This window comes from Pseudomonas sp. GM21 (assembly GCF_000282215.1).
GTDB lineage: Bacteria > Pseudomonadota > Gammaproteobacteria > Pseudomonadales > Pseudomonadaceae > Aquipseudomonas.
Map to the genome: position 1 here is coordinate 1 of NZ_AKJS01000016.1, position 14,597 is coordinate 14,597.

The 14,597-nt window shown below is 54.8% G+C and carries 16 protein-coding genes and 1 pseudogene; 8 read left to right on the plus strand and 9 right to left on the minus strand.

What is annotated here, in order from left to right; genetic code table 11:
- A partial coding sequence (locus PMI22_RS31835; protein ID WP_007943132.1) for a hypothetical protein occupies positions 1 to 232 on the minus strand: 232 nt, incomplete at its 3' end.
- A 553-nt stretch (positions 233 to 785) separates the two neighbouring features.
- Between PMI22_RS31835 and PMI22_RS0129065 the strand changes: the two genes are divergently transcribed.
- Positions 786 to 1,589, plus strand: coding sequence for an alpha/beta fold hydrolase (locus PMI22_RS0129065; RefSeq protein ID WP_033048747.1), 804 nt, complete (start codon positions 786 to 788; stop codon positions 1,587 to 1,589).
- Between the two features lie 74 nt (positions 1,590 to 1,663).
- Here the strand turns inward: PMI22_RS0129065 and tnpB are convergent, their stop codons facing one another.
- From tnpB to PMI22_RS32405, 3 genes are all read right to left on the minus strand, one after another.
- Positions 1,664 to 1,885 carry an IS66 family insertion sequence element accessory protein TnpB gene (gene tnpB / locus PMI22_RS31240; RefSeq protein WP_007943137.1) on the minus strand — a complete coding sequence of 74 codons (222 nt, stop codon included), beginning with the start codon at positions 1,883 to 1,885 and terminating at the stop codon, positions 1,664 to 1,666.
- Positions 1,886 to 2,014: 129 nt separating this feature from the next.
- A complete protein-coding gene (locus PMI22_RS32400; RefSeq protein WP_007943138.1) occupies positions 2,015 to 2,200 on the minus strand; it encodes a transposase in 186 nt (61 codons plus the stop codon).
- Positions 2,201 to 2,366: 166 nt separating this feature from the next.
- Positions 2,367 to 2,735, minus strand: a complete 369-nt coding sequence (locus PMI22_RS32405; RefSeq protein ID WP_081502735.1) for a hypothetical protein — start codon at positions 2,733 to 2,735, stop codon at positions 2,367 to 2,369.
- A 43-nt stretch (positions 2,736 to 2,778) separates the two neighbouring features.
- Here PMI22_RS32405 and PMI22_RS31840 point away from each other — a divergent pair, with 43 nt between their 5' ends.
- Positions 2,779 to 2,976, plus strand: a complete 198-nt coding sequence (locus PMI22_RS31840) for a hypothetical protein (RefSeq protein WP_007943140.1) — start codon at positions 2,779 to 2,781, stop codon at positions 2,974 to 2,976.
- Positions 2,977 to 3,415: 439 nt separating this feature from the next.
- Here PMI22_RS31840 and PMI22_RS0129075 read toward each other — a convergent pair whose 3' ends face one another.
- From PMI22_RS0129075 to PMI22_RS25530, 4 genes are all read right to left on the minus strand, one after another.
- Positions 3,416 to 4,081, minus strand: a complete 666-nt coding sequence (locus PMI22_RS0129075; protein WP_007943141.1) for a TetR/AcrR family transcriptional regulator — start codon at positions 4,079 to 4,081, stop codon at positions 3,416 to 3,418.
- A gap of 109 nt (positions 4,082 to 4,190) precedes the next feature.
- Complete coding sequence (locus PMI22_RS25540) at positions 4,191 to 5,732, minus strand: DHA2 family efflux MFS transporter permease subunit (RefSeq protein ID WP_033048751.1); 1,542 nt, start codon at positions 5,730 to 5,732, stop codon at positions 4,191 to 4,193.
- On the minus strand, positions 5,725 to 6,900 hold the full coding sequence (locus tag PMI22_RS25535; RefSeq protein ID WP_007943144.1) for an HlyD family secretion protein: 1,176 nt from the start codon (positions 6,898 to 6,900) through the stop codon (positions 5,725 to 5,727). The genes PMI22_RS25540 and PMI22_RS25535 overlap by 8 nt, the downstream gene beginning before the upstream one ends.
- On the minus strand, positions 6,890 to 7,357 hold the full coding sequence (locus PMI22_RS25530) for a MarR family winged helix-turn-helix transcriptional regulator (RefSeq protein WP_033048773.1): 468 nt from the start codon (positions 7,355 to 7,357) through the stop codon (positions 6,890 to 6,892). The genes PMI22_RS25535 and PMI22_RS25530 overlap by 11 nt, the downstream gene beginning before the upstream one ends.
- A gap of 314 nt (positions 7,358 to 7,671) precedes the next feature.
- Here PMI22_RS25530 and PMI22_RS25525 point away from each other — a divergent pair, with 314 nt between their 5' ends.
- From PMI22_RS25525 to PMI22_RS32415, 6 genes and pseudogenes are all read left to right on the plus strand, one after another.
- Complete coding sequence (locus tag PMI22_RS25525) at positions 7,672 to 8,526, plus strand: tyrosine-protein phosphatase (protein ID WP_007943147.1); 855 nt, start codon at positions 7,672 to 7,674, stop codon at positions 8,524 to 8,526.
- A gap of 183 nt (positions 8,527 to 8,709) precedes the next feature.
- Complete coding sequence (locus PMI22_RS25520; protein WP_007943148.1) at positions 8,710 to 9,840, plus strand: thiolase C-terminal domain-containing protein; 1,131 nt, start codon at positions 8,710 to 8,712, stop codon at positions 9,838 to 9,840.
- A gap of 17 nt (positions 9,841 to 9,857) precedes the next feature.
- Positions 9,858 to 10,280, plus strand: a complete 423-nt coding sequence (locus PMI22_RS25515) for a Zn-ribbon domain-containing OB-fold protein (protein WP_007943149.1) — start codon at positions 9,858 to 9,860, stop codon at positions 10,278 to 10,280.
- Positions 10,281 to 10,481: 201 nt separating this feature from the next.
- Entirely contained in the window at positions 10,482 to 10,922 is a 441-nt protein-coding gene (locus PMI22_RS25510; RefSeq protein ID WP_007943150.1) for a hypothetical protein, read from the plus strand.
- A 1,494-nt stretch (positions 10,923 to 12,416) separates the two neighbouring features.
- A pseudogene (locus tag PMI22_RS32410) lies at positions 12,417 to 12,614 on the plus strand (HAMP domain-containing protein); the annotation flags it as partial.
- 150 nt (positions 12,615 to 12,764) lie between these two features.
- The gene (locus PMI22_RS32415; protein ID WP_443200807.1) at positions 12,765 to 13,478 is read left to right on the plus strand and encodes a methyl-accepting chemotaxis protein; all 714 of its coding nucleotides are present in this window, start codon (positions 12,765 to 12,767) and stop codon (positions 13,476 to 13,478) included.
- Positions 13,479 to 13,545: 67 nt separating this feature from the next.
- Here PMI22_RS32415 and PMI22_RS25500 read toward each other — a convergent pair whose 3' ends face one another.
- Entirely contained in the window at positions 13,546 to 14,580 is a 1,035-nt protein-coding gene (locus tag PMI22_RS25500) for an AraC family transcriptional regulator (protein ID WP_007943152.1), read from the minus strand.
- Positions 14,581 to 14,597: the final 17 nt, after the last annotated feature.

Genomic DNA, 14,597 nt, shown 5'->3' on the forward strand with positions numbered 1-14,597 from the left:
TCAGGGCGACGATGGAAGCAATTGTATCGGCAGGGAGAGGGTGCAGGTGGGCACAGAATGCCTGGGTGAGCATGTCTACGGAGCATAGGTAGGCATCGACCAAGTCCCGTGACTTTGCATCCACGGTAATGACAATCTTATGCCTAGAGCCCTCGGGGTCTTGAGATGTAGTTTCAATCTCAATCTCAGGTGATTCCCGAACGAATCCAACAGTATCAATACTGAAAGTCATACCGGCCGCCCAAAAGTCATCAGTGCGATCAATAACTGCCAATAACCAATCTATCCCCGTATGTTGGTTGTCGCAATCACCGCTTGGCGGCGTTGATGGGGCCTTTCTTGGCTGAGATGCAGGCCACCACCTAAGCCTGCATACCGCCCTCCGCCGACCCTTTGATACATTCCTCCACCGACGCCTGCATATAATCCTCCGCCAACTCCGGTGTGGCGTTCACTGTTCCGTTTTTTGACGAGTTCCTGAAGCGGATCACGCCGGGTGATGACGGGAATGGAGTCATTTGATTTGCTTTCCAAGGAGAACAAGATGGCGAGGCGGTTATCCGTGCATTGAAGGGGGCTATCAACCGAAAGCCGCCTGTCAGGCTCGCTTCTGCGCCTATGGGAGAGTGAGTTCAGGACCGTTTCTCCAAGAAATGTTCCCAACAAACGCCACGGCTTGACCTCGTGATATCGTGTTGAGAACGGACAAAAGCCTTCAAGGGCTCTTAATTTGTGGGGACACGAGGTTTTCTCCAACCCGCCAGAAAGATCAGTTGAGAATTTCAATGGCATCAGTTGTCAATGTTGAAACACTTTGGATCGATACGCCGCATAGGCGGCTGTTTACTCGACGCTGGTTTCCGGCGGGTGAGGAGGGCAGTCAGCTAAAACCGCCGATTATTCTTTTCCATGATTCCCTTGGATGCGTCGAATTGTGGCGAGATTTTCCCGAACGACTCTGTCAGGCAACGGGTCATGAAGTCATTGCCTATGACCGACTCGGCTTTGGGAAGTCGGATCCACACCCTGAGAGTTTGCCGATGCATTTCATTCGCGACGAAGCCGAGCGCTTCTTTGCCTTTATCAAATCCGCGTTGCAAATCGACCGCTTTGTCGCCATGGGCCATAGCGTTGGCGGGGCGATGGCGGCGTGTTGCGCATCCTTGTATCCGCAGAGCTGCGTTGCATTGATCACCGTTTCTGCACAAGCATTTGTTGAGGCACAGACGCTGCGCGGCATTAAGGAAGCCAAGGTGCAGTTTGAAGAGCGGGGGCAAATGGTGCGCCTTGAGAAATATCATGGCGATAAAGCACAGTGGGTGCTGTCCGCCTGGACGGATACTTGGCTTTCGGAGTCGTTCAGCGGGTGGACGATTGAAGACACCATCGACGCGATTCACTGCCCGTTGCTTGCGTTACATGGGGAACAGGATGAGTACGGATCCGTGTTACATCCCATGCGTATTGCCAGGCTTACGAAGGCACTCGGGAAATATCTGATTCTGGAAGATTGTCATCATGTCCCACATCGAGAAGTTCCTGACGTCGTTTTGGATGCAGTAGGTTGGCTACTCGAAATAAACCGCTGATGAGTGATTGCGCATCGGTGATTAGCCCCCCCCCTCTGGCAAGCGCTTATTCGGTCGTGTAGGAATGGCAGTCTTCAACCAGGTGGACGGCGCAGTGTGGAAAATGCACTGGCGATGGACGGTACGTCGCCATGCGCCAGCACTTTCATGCAAGTGGCGCGGCGGTTGGCGAACAAGTAAGCGCAGTGCGGCTTCGCCGCACCAAACACCGCGATCACCCTGGTCAACGCGGTCTCGGTGCATGCGCGCATGTCCATCGGCTCGGTGTCGAGCCAGATGGAATCGATGCGGATCATTGGACGAGTCCACGGATGAATCGGGCGCACCCTTCGGGATCGGAAGTTGGCCACTTCACCGTGAGCGTAGCTGGTTGAGCTGTAATTCAATGATTGCCAACGCTTCGGTCTTTCGTTTTGGTTCGACTTTCAAAGGATTGAAAGCTGGCAGCGCGACTGCCTGCTGATCACGGTAAAGCAGTAGCCACCGGCGAACGACATGGGCGTTGATACACCGTGCCTCATCGCAATAACTGCCACGGAAACACCGGGCTGTTCGCACTCTTGGACGACCTGGGTTTTTAAGTATTTCGGGTAGGATTTACGTCGGCGCATGGCGATCCTGACGTTAAGAATAATTGCATCCGCTTAAAATGATCTGACCCCGAAATGTTGGACATCAACATCGAGGGGTGTCATGAAAAAGTACACAGAGCAGGCGAAATTGTCGGTTGTTGAAGATTACTGTTCGGGTAGCGCAGGTCACAGAGAGCTCGCTTTCTTACTCATGGATGTAGCGACCTGGAGCGGGTTCCAGTTCGCCATGGCGTTTGCGCCCAGCTATTTTCGGTGCCGGTCTTTCTGCTCCGGCGCGCTCAGTAACCCGATCAGCCCAATGTTGATTACCCAGCAAGCAGTTGGTCGGCGCGGCGGCACTGGTGCATAGATCAAAGACGAAACGCAGTTGTTCCCTGGTACGCCAATCGGGTGTTTCGAGTCGATCGGCCAGGCCATTGACACTGCGTGACCAAGCCAGATAGGCCTGACCCAGTCGGCGATAACCGGGATGCCCGCGCCACGCCGGGTGGCTGAAACGCCTATCGGATTTCTCAGGCTCAATCCGTGAAATGCCAAGGCCAATTGAAGCCAGGGGGGGATCACTTCAACGCATCCTTAAAATCGAGAAACTTACGATGAAAATCGTATCTTCGCTGGTGTTGGTGGTAGCAGTCGGGTGGATCTCCGGATGTGCAACTACATCTGACAGTCGAGTCACCACTGTGCCCCTGAACCCTACGTTGTATAACCCCGGTAAAATCGCCCAGGCCACCATGGCCCCGGCGGGTAATGAGGCGGCGCTCCTGTTGTTTGTGGGCTATCGTGCCCGATAGCAGCGGACATCCCCCACGCTTGTACACCTACGTCTATTCAGGAAGTTGTGCCAGTTTGGGTCCGAAGCCTGTCTTTGAGTTGAATCAAAGTGTGAACACAGATTTTTATTCGGCTGGGCAGAGCACCGGCGTCAGCCGCGTCATGCACCTTCGCAAGAGTGTGCCCATGGCCTATGACACGTTGCGTTCTGGTGGTTATGTATTGGTTGTGCGAGGAAGTCCCGCCGATGGTAGCCATGATATTTTTTGCGGTAGTCTGAGCTGAAAACGTAGCTTTGGATAAACCGCCAACCCAAAAATCCCAAGCCAAAACAACGCCGCTCATCTCACGATGAACGGCGTTTTTCATTGCTTTTTAACGCTAAGCTCGAACATTCCCCTGCTGCGCTGGCCAATCCAGAGTGGCTGGGAGCGGTCAAGGTCGCAACACTGCGATGATCTAGGAACACAGCGCACCCATTACCATTGCAGTGATTTGGTCCGTCAGCTGCGAAGCGTCCAACTGAAGGGATTCATCGAACCAGAACGCCACGCTGGACAGCATGGCAAGTATTGTTTGAATAGCAGTCGGCAGGTGCTGTGTTCGAAATGCTCCACTGCGCATGCCGCTGCTGATGATGTTGCTTAAACAGCTGCGATAGCGTTTCAGAAGCGCCTTGATTTCTGCCCTTGATACGGCGTCGAGGCTACGTAGCTCCAGGTTGCTCAATAGTGACAACGATTGGTGCTGAACGTGGGTCTTGATATGGATGCGAATAAAGGTTTTGAGTTGTTCCAACACATCAGCGGCCTTACTAACCTCACTTTCGGCTCTGTTCAGGAGGTTTTGCAGATGATCGTTGATCAACTCAAACAGCAGTTGCTGTTTACTCTCCAGGTGGTTGTAGAGCGAACCTGCACTAAGGCCGAGCGGTGCCGCCAATTGGCGCAAACTGACATTGCCATAGCCCTCTGTGACGAATAGATGCAAGGCAGTATCACGAATCTGCTGATGGCGAGCCCGCGTTCCAGAAGAAGACCCGCTTCTTCGATCTTCCATTGGCGGCACATGCGGATACGTTGTGAGATCAAGCGGGGCTGGCGCTTGTGTAGATGCTCGGCGCATGGGGGATCCAGTATTTTGTGAGCCTGGCGGGCTCGATTCTTTAAGCATTTTGTACATCGATATACATATATATCATATGCATGATTAATGATTCTAGACGTCTCTTGTCCTATTCCAGCACGGGGCCATGATCATCAAGGGCGATCGACACTGGTGGCTTGAACACCAACAAAAGCGGCATCACCGCCAGAGAAAGCAGCATAAGTAGTTTGAAATCGTCGAGATAGGCAATCCAGAGGGCTTGTGTGTTGAGCATGCCGTCGATCATGGAGCGACCGCCAACCGTCATGGGGTCGAGAACACTGTTAAGTGGCCAGGCATGGAGTAATCGATTGAACCCAGTGATATGCGCGCCAATTTGCTCATGGTTGATCTGGGTGTTTTGCACCAACAGTACAGTGACGATGGAGATCCCTACGCTCGAACCAATGTTGCGCGACAGACTATAGAGCCCCGTGCCGTCAGCTCGAAGCGAGGCGGGTAGGGTGGCGAAGGCAATGGTCGACAAGGGCACGAATAAAAGTCCCAGGCTGGCACCCTGGATGAAGCCGGCATAAACGATGCTTTGCATTGACACCTGCGGTGTCCAGCCGGTCATCAGCCACATGGAGCAGGCGGACAATGCCAGTCCGAAAAACAGCAGCCAGCGGGTGTCGACCTTACCGATCAGTCGGCCCGTGAGGTACATCGTTGCCATGGTACCCAAGCCACGCGGACCCATTGCCATGCCTGCCTTGAGCACTGGATAACCCATAAGGTTTTGCAAATAGGGGGTCATCAGTGCCAACGAGGCGAGGTAGGTGATGCCGATGATGAAAATGAACACCACCGCAAGGCTGAAGTTACGATCCTTGAACAAGGCGAGCTTTATAAAGGGGTCTTTGGCAGTAAAGGTGTGAACCAGAAAAATATAAAGCGCCGACAGCGCTATCACGGATTCGAGCACGATCTCCATGGAAGAGAACCAGCCCAGTTGCTCGCCTCGATCCAGGAACAGCTGCGTGGCCAGGATTGCGACGCTGAGCGAGCTGAAGCCCATCCAGTCCAGGCGTGCTCCCTTGTCCGCTGGTGAGTCGACGACATAACGAAGAATCCCTGCCAGCGCCAGGAGCCCAATGGGCAGATTGATGAAAAATACCCAACGCCAATTGAGATTCTCGGTTAGCCAGCCACCCAGCATCGGCCCCAGTACTGGACCGACCATGACCGAAACGCCGAACAGCGCCATCGCCGAGCCACGTTCTTTGAGCGAATAAATATCCAGCAAGATACCTTGGGACAGAGGTACCAGTGCGGCACCGGCGAGCCCCTGCAACAATCGAAAGGCAATGATTTCCCCTAGCGACTGAGCAATGCCACAGAGTATCGACGTCAGGACGAAACCGGTGATGGCCCATAGCAACACGGTCTTGCGCCCAAAACGTCGAGCGAGGAAAGCCGAGGGCGGTGTCATGATCGCAGCGGCAACGATATAGGAGGTCAGCACCCAATTGATCTGATCGGCACTGGCCGACACGCTGCCTTGCATATAGGGCAACGCAACGTTGGCGATGGTGGTGTCCAACGCCTGCATGATGACTGCCAGGACCACGCAGAGGGTGATCATCGTCCGTTGCGTGGAAGGCTCCATGGCAGATCCGCTGTCAGTCATGAGTCAGGCTCTTGCTGGCCTGTGTACCGGCCATGAATTGCGGTAGGCCACGGGCACGACCGGTATCGATATCAGCCTCGACGCTCATGCCATGGCGCAATGGCGGTTTGCCGGACGTGTCGTCGATACGGATGCGCACTGGTATACGCTGCACCACTTTTACCCAATTGCCCGTGGTGTTCTGAGCTGGCAAAAGGGCGAAGCTCGATCCGGAAGCAGGGCTGATACTCTCGACTCGACCATGCCAGATGACTCCAGGGTAGCTGTCCACCGTGATTGTCACCGGCTGGCCTTCGCGCATGTGTGTCAGTTCAGTTTCTTTGGGCGATGCCGCGACCCACAGGTGATCGCTCGCAACCAGACTGAAACCCGATTGCGGTGGTTGCAGATAGGCTCCAGGTGAAAGCGAATCGACATTGGTGACGATGCCGTCAAACGGAGCGGTCACTGTCGCGTTCTTGAGGTTGCGCTCGGCCTCATTGATCCGTGCCTGGGCTCGGAGGTAGGTTGGCTGCTGCTCTATCGGCGAATCGATGCGCCCACCGAGCTGGGCCAGGATGGTCTGGGCCTGAGCCTTGGCCACGGCGACCTTTTGCTGTGTGATTTCCAGGTTGTGACAAGCATCGTCGAAAAGGGTCTTCGACACCGCCGAGACGCTGACAAGTTGTTCCAGACGTGCCAGGTTTTTCTGGTAATAAGGGATTTCCGCCTGGGTCTGAGCAATCTCGGCCTGGGCTTGTGCATAGCTGGCCTTGAGATTCATCAGCTGGTTACGCACATCGGCCAATTGTGCTCTGGCGCTTTGCAGCGCAATTTCGAAAGGCTCTTGGCGCAAGCGATACAACACCTGACCTTTGGTTACGCTCTGGTTGTCAGTCACTTCTATTGACTCGACGATACCGGCGACGTCGGTGGAAACACCCACGCGATCCGCCTGAATATAAGCATTGTCGGTGCTGATGACTTGTCCACCCGTCACATACAGCCAGGCGCAGCCGGCGAGGACTACGGGCAGCAGCAGAAACAGCCCGATGCGCACTTTCTGGCGGGCGGGCGGCACAGCGTTGTCCAAGGCGGTATCAGCAAGGACCTGCGGTTGCGAGTCGCCAGGGAAAGTGGGTGACTTTTCAGCGTGAGCAGGATGTAGCCGAGGGGCATTAATGGACATTTGCGGGCTCCTTGTCTTCCACCGGTCTGGCGCAGGCATCCACCAGGTTTTCTCGCATGCGCCCGAGAAACTGTTGCAGCAGTTGGTGCTCCTGTTCGGAAAAGCCGGACATGGTTTCATGGCGCGTCTTTTCGCCAAGGTTGCGCATCAGTTCCAGCAGTGGGTGTGCCGCCTCGGTCAGAAACAGCAAGCTCATGCGTCGATCGGTTGGGTGAGGTCGACGCTCGATCAGGCCGCGTTCCTGCATTTTGTCGAGAAGCCGTACCAGGGTGATGGACTCTATTTCCAGCAGGTCGGCCAAACCTTTCTGATGTATGCCCTCGTTGTGCGCCAGCTTGGACAGTACTTGCCACTGGGAGCGTGTGAGTCCTGACTGTCGGGTACGCTGTTCGAATCGCTTGCGCATCAGCCGCGCCACATCGTGCAAGACAAAACCGATCGTTTGTTGGGTTGTCATCGAAATCACCGAAAAATACATGAGCATGCTTATGATATGTTCCCTTGTCAGACGCATGCTATCTATTTTTTCAGCGGACGATTTTTTTTCCTGGTTGTGGATGCCAGAGACGGGTGATGGCTCAAAACGATCAAAAGGTCAGATCACCGTTTGGTGCGCGGATCAGGCGGTGAATGGTGAATCAACAATCATAATTGTGATATAGATTATATGTATGATTGCGTTCGAATTCAGCATTGTCTCTGAGCATCGAAGTACTTGAACTGCGTTCGATCTGATGAAGCCAGCATCCATAACAAAAAAGGAGCCTGAACTTGAAACTACTGCCCATAGCATTGTTGGCCTTTACCCTGGGTGGGGTGGGCGTCGCTCATGCAGACGCAACGCAGCAAACTGCGCTGCCCAATGTCGTCAGCATGCAAGGCGCATCCAATTTCCGCGATCTGGGTGGTTACCTGAGCGAAAATGGTCAGCGTGTTCGCTTGGGTAAGCTCTATCGTGCCGATGAACTATCGCACCTGAGCGCAACCGACCAGACAAAGCTGACGGAGCTGGGCGTACGGCGGGTTGTGGATTTTCGCAGCGAGGCAGAGCACCAGAAAGCTGGAGATAAGTTGCCGACAGGCATCGAGTACATCCCGATGCCCATCACGGTGCAAGCGGCCGCCGTGAAAGATATCCAGCAGCATATCTTCGCTGCGGACAACACGGCTGGCGCCATGAGCGAGTTTATGCAGTTGGCTTACCGTGACTTCATTGTCAGCTATACGCCGCAGCTGCGGCAGTTCATGCAAGGGCTGTTGAACGATCAGGCGTATCCGCAGGTGTTTCACTGTACCGCCGGCAAGGACCGCACCGGGGTTGCTGCGGCGCTGGTTCTGACCGCCATCGGGGTGCCGCGCGCGACCATTCTGGACGATTATCTGGCCACCAACCGCCTCACCGTCGACAGTGTGAAACAGCAAGTCGACGCAATGGTTGCACACAGCGGCGGTCAGGCCAATCGTGAGGCGCTGACCACTTTGTTACAGGTTCAGCCGGCATTTCTGCAATCGGCCTATGCAGCCATCGATCAGCAGTACGGGACTATGGACAACTACCTGGCGCAGGCGCTGGGTATCGGCCCGGCCCAGCGCCAGGTCCTGCGGCAAAAACTGTTGGAGCCATAGCGCCTGTCGGCCCTTCCGCTCGTGCGTGTATTTATCCGCAAAGGCATCCACGCCGCTCAGTACGTCCTCCGACGCCTGAAGCCGCCAGCAACGATAAAAAAACGTTCTGCGCCGAAGGAATTTTTGCGATTGATCAGTCAGTCAGCAGCAAAAATAAAAACTAAATCCCCTGGAGGTTTTTTCATGACCGAAGCAGTCATTGTCGGCATTGGACGCACCGCTTACTCCCGCAATTCTGGCAGGACTACCGCCGCGCTGGCAGTTGATGCCTGTCGTCAAGCATTGGCCGATGCCGGCATGCCCGTGAACGAAGTGGACGGTATTGTCACGTTTGCGTATGGCGATTCAACGCCGGCCGCTGAAGTTGCCCACAATCTGGGTTTGCCCGGTTTGCGCGTTGCGCTCGATATGTTTGGTGGCGGCAATCTGGTGACGTTGATGGTGGCTCAAGCCGTTGCCGCCGTGCAAACCGGTGCGTGCAATGCCGTGCTGGTGTACCGCTCGCTGAATTGTCGCTCGGGCAAACGCCTGGGCACTTTCGAAGGCAAGCTCGAAGTGCCCGGCACCGAGCAATACGGTGCACCACACGGTTACATGGCGCCGGGTCAATGGTTTGCGATGTATGCACAGCGATATATGTACGAGACCGGCGCCACGGAGCAAGACCTTGGGCATATCGCGATGGTGACGCGGCAACATGCAGTTAATAATGAGCATGCGATCGCCCGCGAGCCGATCACGATGGAGCAGTACCTCGCATCCCGCTGGATTTACGAGCCCTTCCGGATTTATGACTGTGCGCTCGAAGCCGACGGTGCCTGTGCAATGCTCATCACCACACGCGCCCGCGCCCGCGATCTCAAGCAGACGCCGGTTGCAATGTTGGGGCAGGAAAGCTTTCTGTCCCAGTACACCGATCAGTGGCCCGACATGACGCGTTTGTTTTCACATTACTCAGCGCCGCGTCTTTGGGAAAAAACCGGGCTGAAACCAACCGACATGCAGCTGGCCTGCATCTACGACTGTTTCACTTTTACCACGGCGGGCGTGGTCGAAAATTACGGCTTCTGCGAACGCGGTGAAGCGGGTTCTTATTTCGGATCGGGTAAAGCTACGTACGGAGGCGAGGTTGTTATGAATCCGCACGGAGGATTACTTTCGGAAGGTTATATTCACGGTATGAACCATCACTACGAAGCAGTCTTGCAATTGCGCCATCAGGCAGGCCAGCGTCAGGTCGCCAATGCTGAGCTGGCGCTGGTCACTGCGGGTACGGGGCCATTTGGCGGCGGACTGGTGTACGCCAGAGGCTGACAGTTCAGGAGCTAATCATGAGTGAACGTATGACTGATAATTTTCCGCCGCAACCGTCACCATCGCTGGACTCGCTGCCGTTTTGGGAGAGTCTGAAAAAAGGGGTTCTCGCGATTCAGCGCTGCACTGCATGTAAACAATGGTCGTTCCCGATGATGGAGCGCTGCAGGCATTGCGCGGGAGAATTGACGATGGAGGCACTTAGTGGTGATGGCACGATTTACACCTATATTGTCGAGCATCAAAAGGTCGCCCCGGGGTTTGACGATTTGCGTCCCTATCCGATTGCATTGGTAACGCCAAAAGAAGCGCCGCATGTTCGTCTGCCCGCGCGCATCATCGGTGATAAATCCATAATAAAAATCGGTGCAGCCGTCCGTGCCGAGATTGCAGATTTGCCCGCTGGCGATTTCAAGGTTGCCTGTTTCAGGCTGGTTTGATCGCCAACTGAAGAACACCGCTCAACTGACCACGCTAGTTGCGCTGTCGAACCTTGGGATGGCTCTAAAACAGTTGCTGAGTATGGGCGAGGTGCGCCTGTAGATAGACCGATCATCCGAAGAAATATTTGTTTTGCCCGGACGTCTAGAATCTACATGGGGGATCACTTCAACGTGTCCTTACAAATCGAGAGGTTTACGATGAAAATCGTATCTTCGCTGGCGATGGTGGTAGCGGTCGGGTCGATCGCTGGATGTGCGACTTCACCTGAGCAGATTACTTCTGTTCCCTTGAATGCTACTAAGCATAATGCTTCGAGTATCGCTCAGGCCACCCTGGCGCCGATGGGCAGTCAAACAGATCTCTGGTTGTTCGTCAGTGGCGTACCCATTGAAACTTCAGTTCCTGCGCGCTTGTACACTTACGTGTATTCGGGACACTGTGGCGGCCTTGGAGCTAAGCCAGTCTATGAGCTGAACCAGAGCGTGAGCACCGAGTTCTATTCGCCTATGCCGGGCTTTCATCTCAAGAAAAACGTCCCCGTGGCTTATGACACGCTGCGTTCCGGTGGCTATGCATTGGTTGTAAAACAGGCCCCAGCCGATGGTGGTCAGGATATTTTCTGCGGCAATCTTGGTTGAAATGTCCTCGCAGCAGGAGTGCGCTTTGGACTTCGCTATACCCTTGGGCAGCGACTATAAGATGGGCCTGACTAGGTCTGTTTAGTCGCTGCCACTCCTCGATGACCTCCCTGAGAGGTTCACGCACGCAAAATAATGGCCCTGATCTTATCCACCATCCGATCCTCCTCAAGGCAACGAGCTCAACTAAATATTGAAAAAGTGCCCATTTGAGGCAGTTTCAACAAATCTGCACGTGCCAATATAATCATCCGTATGATACTAATGTTTTTGCTTGCTTTTTGGCGAGTTTGCAACGGTGTTCTGCTTTGCTTCCGCGCCTATGTTAGGGCTGGATGGAAGTAAAGGTGGTATAGCCTCAATCCGGGCAAAGCAGGCGTTGCGCGATCTCGCAACAATGAGTCGGACCGTCAATCCGATATCCGCAAATCGACACCGGAGCGTCACAACAAAGCGTACCAGCGTATCAACCACCATGCGCACGCTGTGGCCAGCGGCATCAAACATAATAATTAGAGGCGTTCAGTGAAAACTCTCCTGCATCCTGCCATCTCGCTTATGAATCGCCTGAGTTTCGGCATGAAATTCAGCTTGATAAGCGTCCTGTTTTTCTTGCCCATGCTGGCGACCAATTATTTCCTGATCAGGGATGCCTACAACCAGTTCGTTGGAACCAAGACGGAATTAGCCGGGCTGGAACTCCTCGCAGGGTCGTTGAAGGTTCGGCGTGGAATGGAAAATCTTGAGAATCTTGCACGGCTCCAGGTCCAGGTTGGCGTGGGCAATCAGAGTGAGGACCTTAACAATCGCATTAGTGATCAGGAGTTGAGCCTGATCGATGAACTAGAGCGGCTGACAGCGGTAGCACTGACTGTCGCCCAAGTCGATGACATCAACGCAAAGCGAGATGCACTCGTTGAATGGTTGCGCGCGGCGCACGCCGACACCACGCAAGCCAAGCAGCAGCATGAGACCAAGCAGCAACTCGACAACGTCCAGATTTTGGTCGCCTCGGTGATATCGAGTACCGGATTGTCTCTGGATCCCAATCCCAGCGAACGCAAACTGATCAATCTTATTGCCGAATACGGCAACGACGTGACCTTGGCGCTAGCGGAGTCTCGTTCGATCGGTGCGAATTTGCTGGCGACCGGTTCCAGGAGTTCGGACGCCATCATCAAAGTGGAGAATGCATTGCAGCTGCTGGACAAGTTGCAGTCTGAATACGGACAGCATATTGATGGAGCCCTTGTTGACGATGAGAAGGCGCGTACGATATTGCAGGCCAAGGGCTACATGAGTCGCGACTCGCTGACGGCGGTCGGCACCTTGCTGGACAGTAACCTGATGCAGGGTTCGGGCGACCACGTGCCTTGGCAAAAATTCTTCGATCAAATGAGCGTCGAAATCGACAAGACCTACCAGTTCAATGACGCAACGTTGTCCTATATAGGTGGAGAACTTCGCCAGCAGCTTGTCGGTGATCAGCAACGGATGCTCTTGCTCGTGAGCGGGCTGTTGCTGGTGTTTCTGTTGATTGGCTATCTTTACAGCGGTTTTTACGTGGCGGTGCGCAGCACGTTGAAAAGCTTCAGCCTTGTGATGGACGATGTTGCAGCCGGGGACATGACGGTCAATATAAAAACCCAGAGCCAAGACGAGTTGGGTGAGTTGGGGGGCGTTATCAATGGCACCATTGGCAAGGTTCATCAATTGATCCAGCGGGTAGGGCAGACGGTCGTCAAAGTCGAATGCCAGGCGGATCGCGTCGAAGTCGTTTCCAATGAGAGTAGTCAGGCCGTGGCTGACCAACGGCAGCAGATCGAACTGATTGCAACAGCGATGAATCAACTGACCGCCACTGCGCAAGAAGTGGCGCGCAATGCAGCTGTCGCAGTCGAAAGCGCGCACAGTGTGAATAAGGAGACGATCTCAGGCCGCACTCTGGTCGAGTCTCAGGTGGACAGCATTCAGCAATTGGCCGGCGAAATTGACCAGTCGGTTGTAGTGATCAATCAATTGGCCAGTGATAGCAGTACGATCAGTCAAGTCCTTGACGTCATCAAGGCCATCGCCGAGCAAACCAATTTGCTGGCGCTCAACGCCGCCATCGAAGCAGCCCGGGCCGGAGAGCAGGGGCGTGGGTTCGCTGTGGTTGCCGATGAGGTACGTAATCTGGCCAAACGCACACAATCGTCCACTCAGGAAATCGAGCAAACGATCAGCAAACTGCAAAATGGCGTAAGTGCTGCCGTCAAGGTCATGAATGCCAGTCACAGTATGGCCAGCAGCACCGCCAGCCAGTCCAGGCAGGTTCAACAGGCCTTGGAGAACATCTTCGAGGCCGTCGGTACAATCGTCGACCAGAATCAACAAATTGCGGCGGCGGCCCAGGAACAAACAGCCGTGACTCATGACATCGACAGCAATATTGTCCAAATCAACCAGGCTGGCAACCTTACTGCCAAAGGCGCCAGCCAAACCGAGCAAGCAAGCCGCGAGCTGTCCGAGCTGGTTGGCGAACTCAAGGAGCTGATCGGCGCCTTTCGGGTTTGATGGGAAACAAAGCGCTGCCTAAACAACAGCGCTTTGATTTTTACGGGTAAGCGCTACAGACACGAAGTCAATTTTTGCCATCACGTCGCAGCGCCGAAGGATTGATCCCCGTCCACTGCTTGAACGCCCGGCTGAAAGAGCGGGTTTCGGCAAACCCCAGTTGCTCGGCGGCATCGGCGATACTCAGATGCTGGTGCGCCAACAACTCGATGGCTTGGTCGCGGCGCAGGTCATCGAGTATCCGTTGGAAGCTGGTGCCTTCCTGTTGCAGGTTGCGGTGCAGGGTTTGTGAACTAAGGCACAGTTGACTGGCAATGGCTTGCAGGCGCGGCAAGTTCATCCTTTGTTTGAGTGCATCAGTGAGCAGGGCGCGAACCTGGCTGACGCAGTTTTCCGTACTGTTAGGCCAGTCGAGAATGCCTTGGCCCAATAGTCGGTCAACATTGGCGTACCACTCGGCGCGAGTACGGTTAATCGGGGTTGTCCAGTAGCGAGCACTGATCGTCAATGCGTCGCACGCCTGTCCGGTGAGCCAACCCGGGCGTATGTAGTGCAGCAGTCGATCAGCCCCGGGAACATCAGGCCTGGTCGAAGACAATTGCTTGACGGGCAGGAGCGTTCCGATGCTCCAGCTGAAAAATCGATGCAGGTACAACAGCCAGTAGTCGGCGAGGAAGCCCAGCGGGTCTGATCCTGGATCATTCAATGTTACGCTGAGTTCGATCTGGTCTTCCAAGAGGCTGCAGCGCACCTCGATGTCATCGGTCACGATCCGCACGAAGTTCGCCACTTGTTCCATTGCCGCGCCGAGGGTACTGCAACCCAGGGCCACGTCGATCATCATGGCGCAGGTGCCACGCTTGGCTCGATGCCGGGTCAGGCCAAACAGATCATCGTCGAGCAGTTCGGCGGTGGCCCTCAGCAACCTGGCAAATTCATGCGCCTTGATAGGGGCTTCGTTGGCTGCGCATTCGCGCAATCCGGCCGCTTCCCAGATAGGCTCCAGTGCCATCTGGCGGCGACGCGCGCCCATCAGAAGTTGCTGACTGATGTAGCGATAGTTACCGCGCAGTGACCGTGATTCATTCAAGTGTTCAGCCATCGGGTCCGCAATCGAAT

Excerpts from the sequence above, each read along its gene's own strand:
- PMI22_RS0129065 (WP_033048747.1), top strand. The coding sequence starts at position 786 with ATGGCATCAGTTGTCAATGTTGAAACACTTTGGATCGATACGCCGCAT.
- tnpB (WP_007943137.1), bottom strand. The coding sequence starts at position 1,885 with ATGATCCGCATCGATTCCATCTGGCTCGACACCGAGCCGATGGACATG.
- PMI22_RS32400 (WP_007943138.1), bottom strand. The coding sequence starts at position 2,200 with ATGCGCCGACGTAAATCCTACCCGAAATACTTAAAAACCCAGGTCGTC.
- PMI22_RS31840 (WP_007943140.1), top strand. The coding sequence starts at position 2,779 with ATGAAAATCGTATCTTCGCTGGTGTTGGTGGTAGCAGTCGGGTGGATC.
- PMI22_RS0129075 (WP_007943141.1), bottom strand. The coding sequence starts at position 4,081 with ATGCGCCGAGCATCTACACAAGCGCCAGCCCCGCTTGATCTCACAACG.
- PMI22_RS25540 (WP_033048751.1), bottom strand. The coding sequence starts at position 5,732 with ATGACTGACAGCGGATCTGCCATGGAGCCTTCCACGCAACGGACGATG.
- PMI22_RS25535 (WP_007943144.1), bottom strand. The coding sequence starts at position 6,900 with ATGTCCATTAATGCCCCTCGGCTACATCCTGCTCACGCTGAAAAGTCA.
- PMI22_RS25530 (WP_033048773.1), bottom strand. The coding sequence starts at position 7,357 with ATGACAACCCAACAAACGATCGGTTTTGTCTTGCACGATGTGGCGCGG.
- PMI22_RS25520 (WP_007943148.1), top strand. The coding sequence starts at position 8,710 with ATGACCGAAGCAGTCATTGTCGGCATTGGACGCACCGCTTACTCCCGC.
- PMI22_RS25515 (WP_007943149.1), top strand. The coding sequence starts at position 9,858 with ATGAGTGAACGTATGACTGATAATTTTCCGCCGCAACCGTCACCATCG.
- PMI22_RS25510 (WP_007943150.1), top strand. The coding sequence starts at position 10,482 with ATGAAAATCGTATCTTCGCTGGCGATGGTGGTAGCGGTCGGGTCGATC.
- PMI22_RS32415 (WP_443200807.1), top strand. The coding sequence starts at position 12,765 with ATGAATCAACTGACCGCCACTGCGCAAGAAGTGGCGCGCAATGCAGCT.
- PMI22_RS25500 (WP_007943152.1), bottom strand. The coding sequence starts at position 14,580 with ATGGCTGAACACTTGAATGAATCACGGTCACTGCGCGGTAACTATCGC.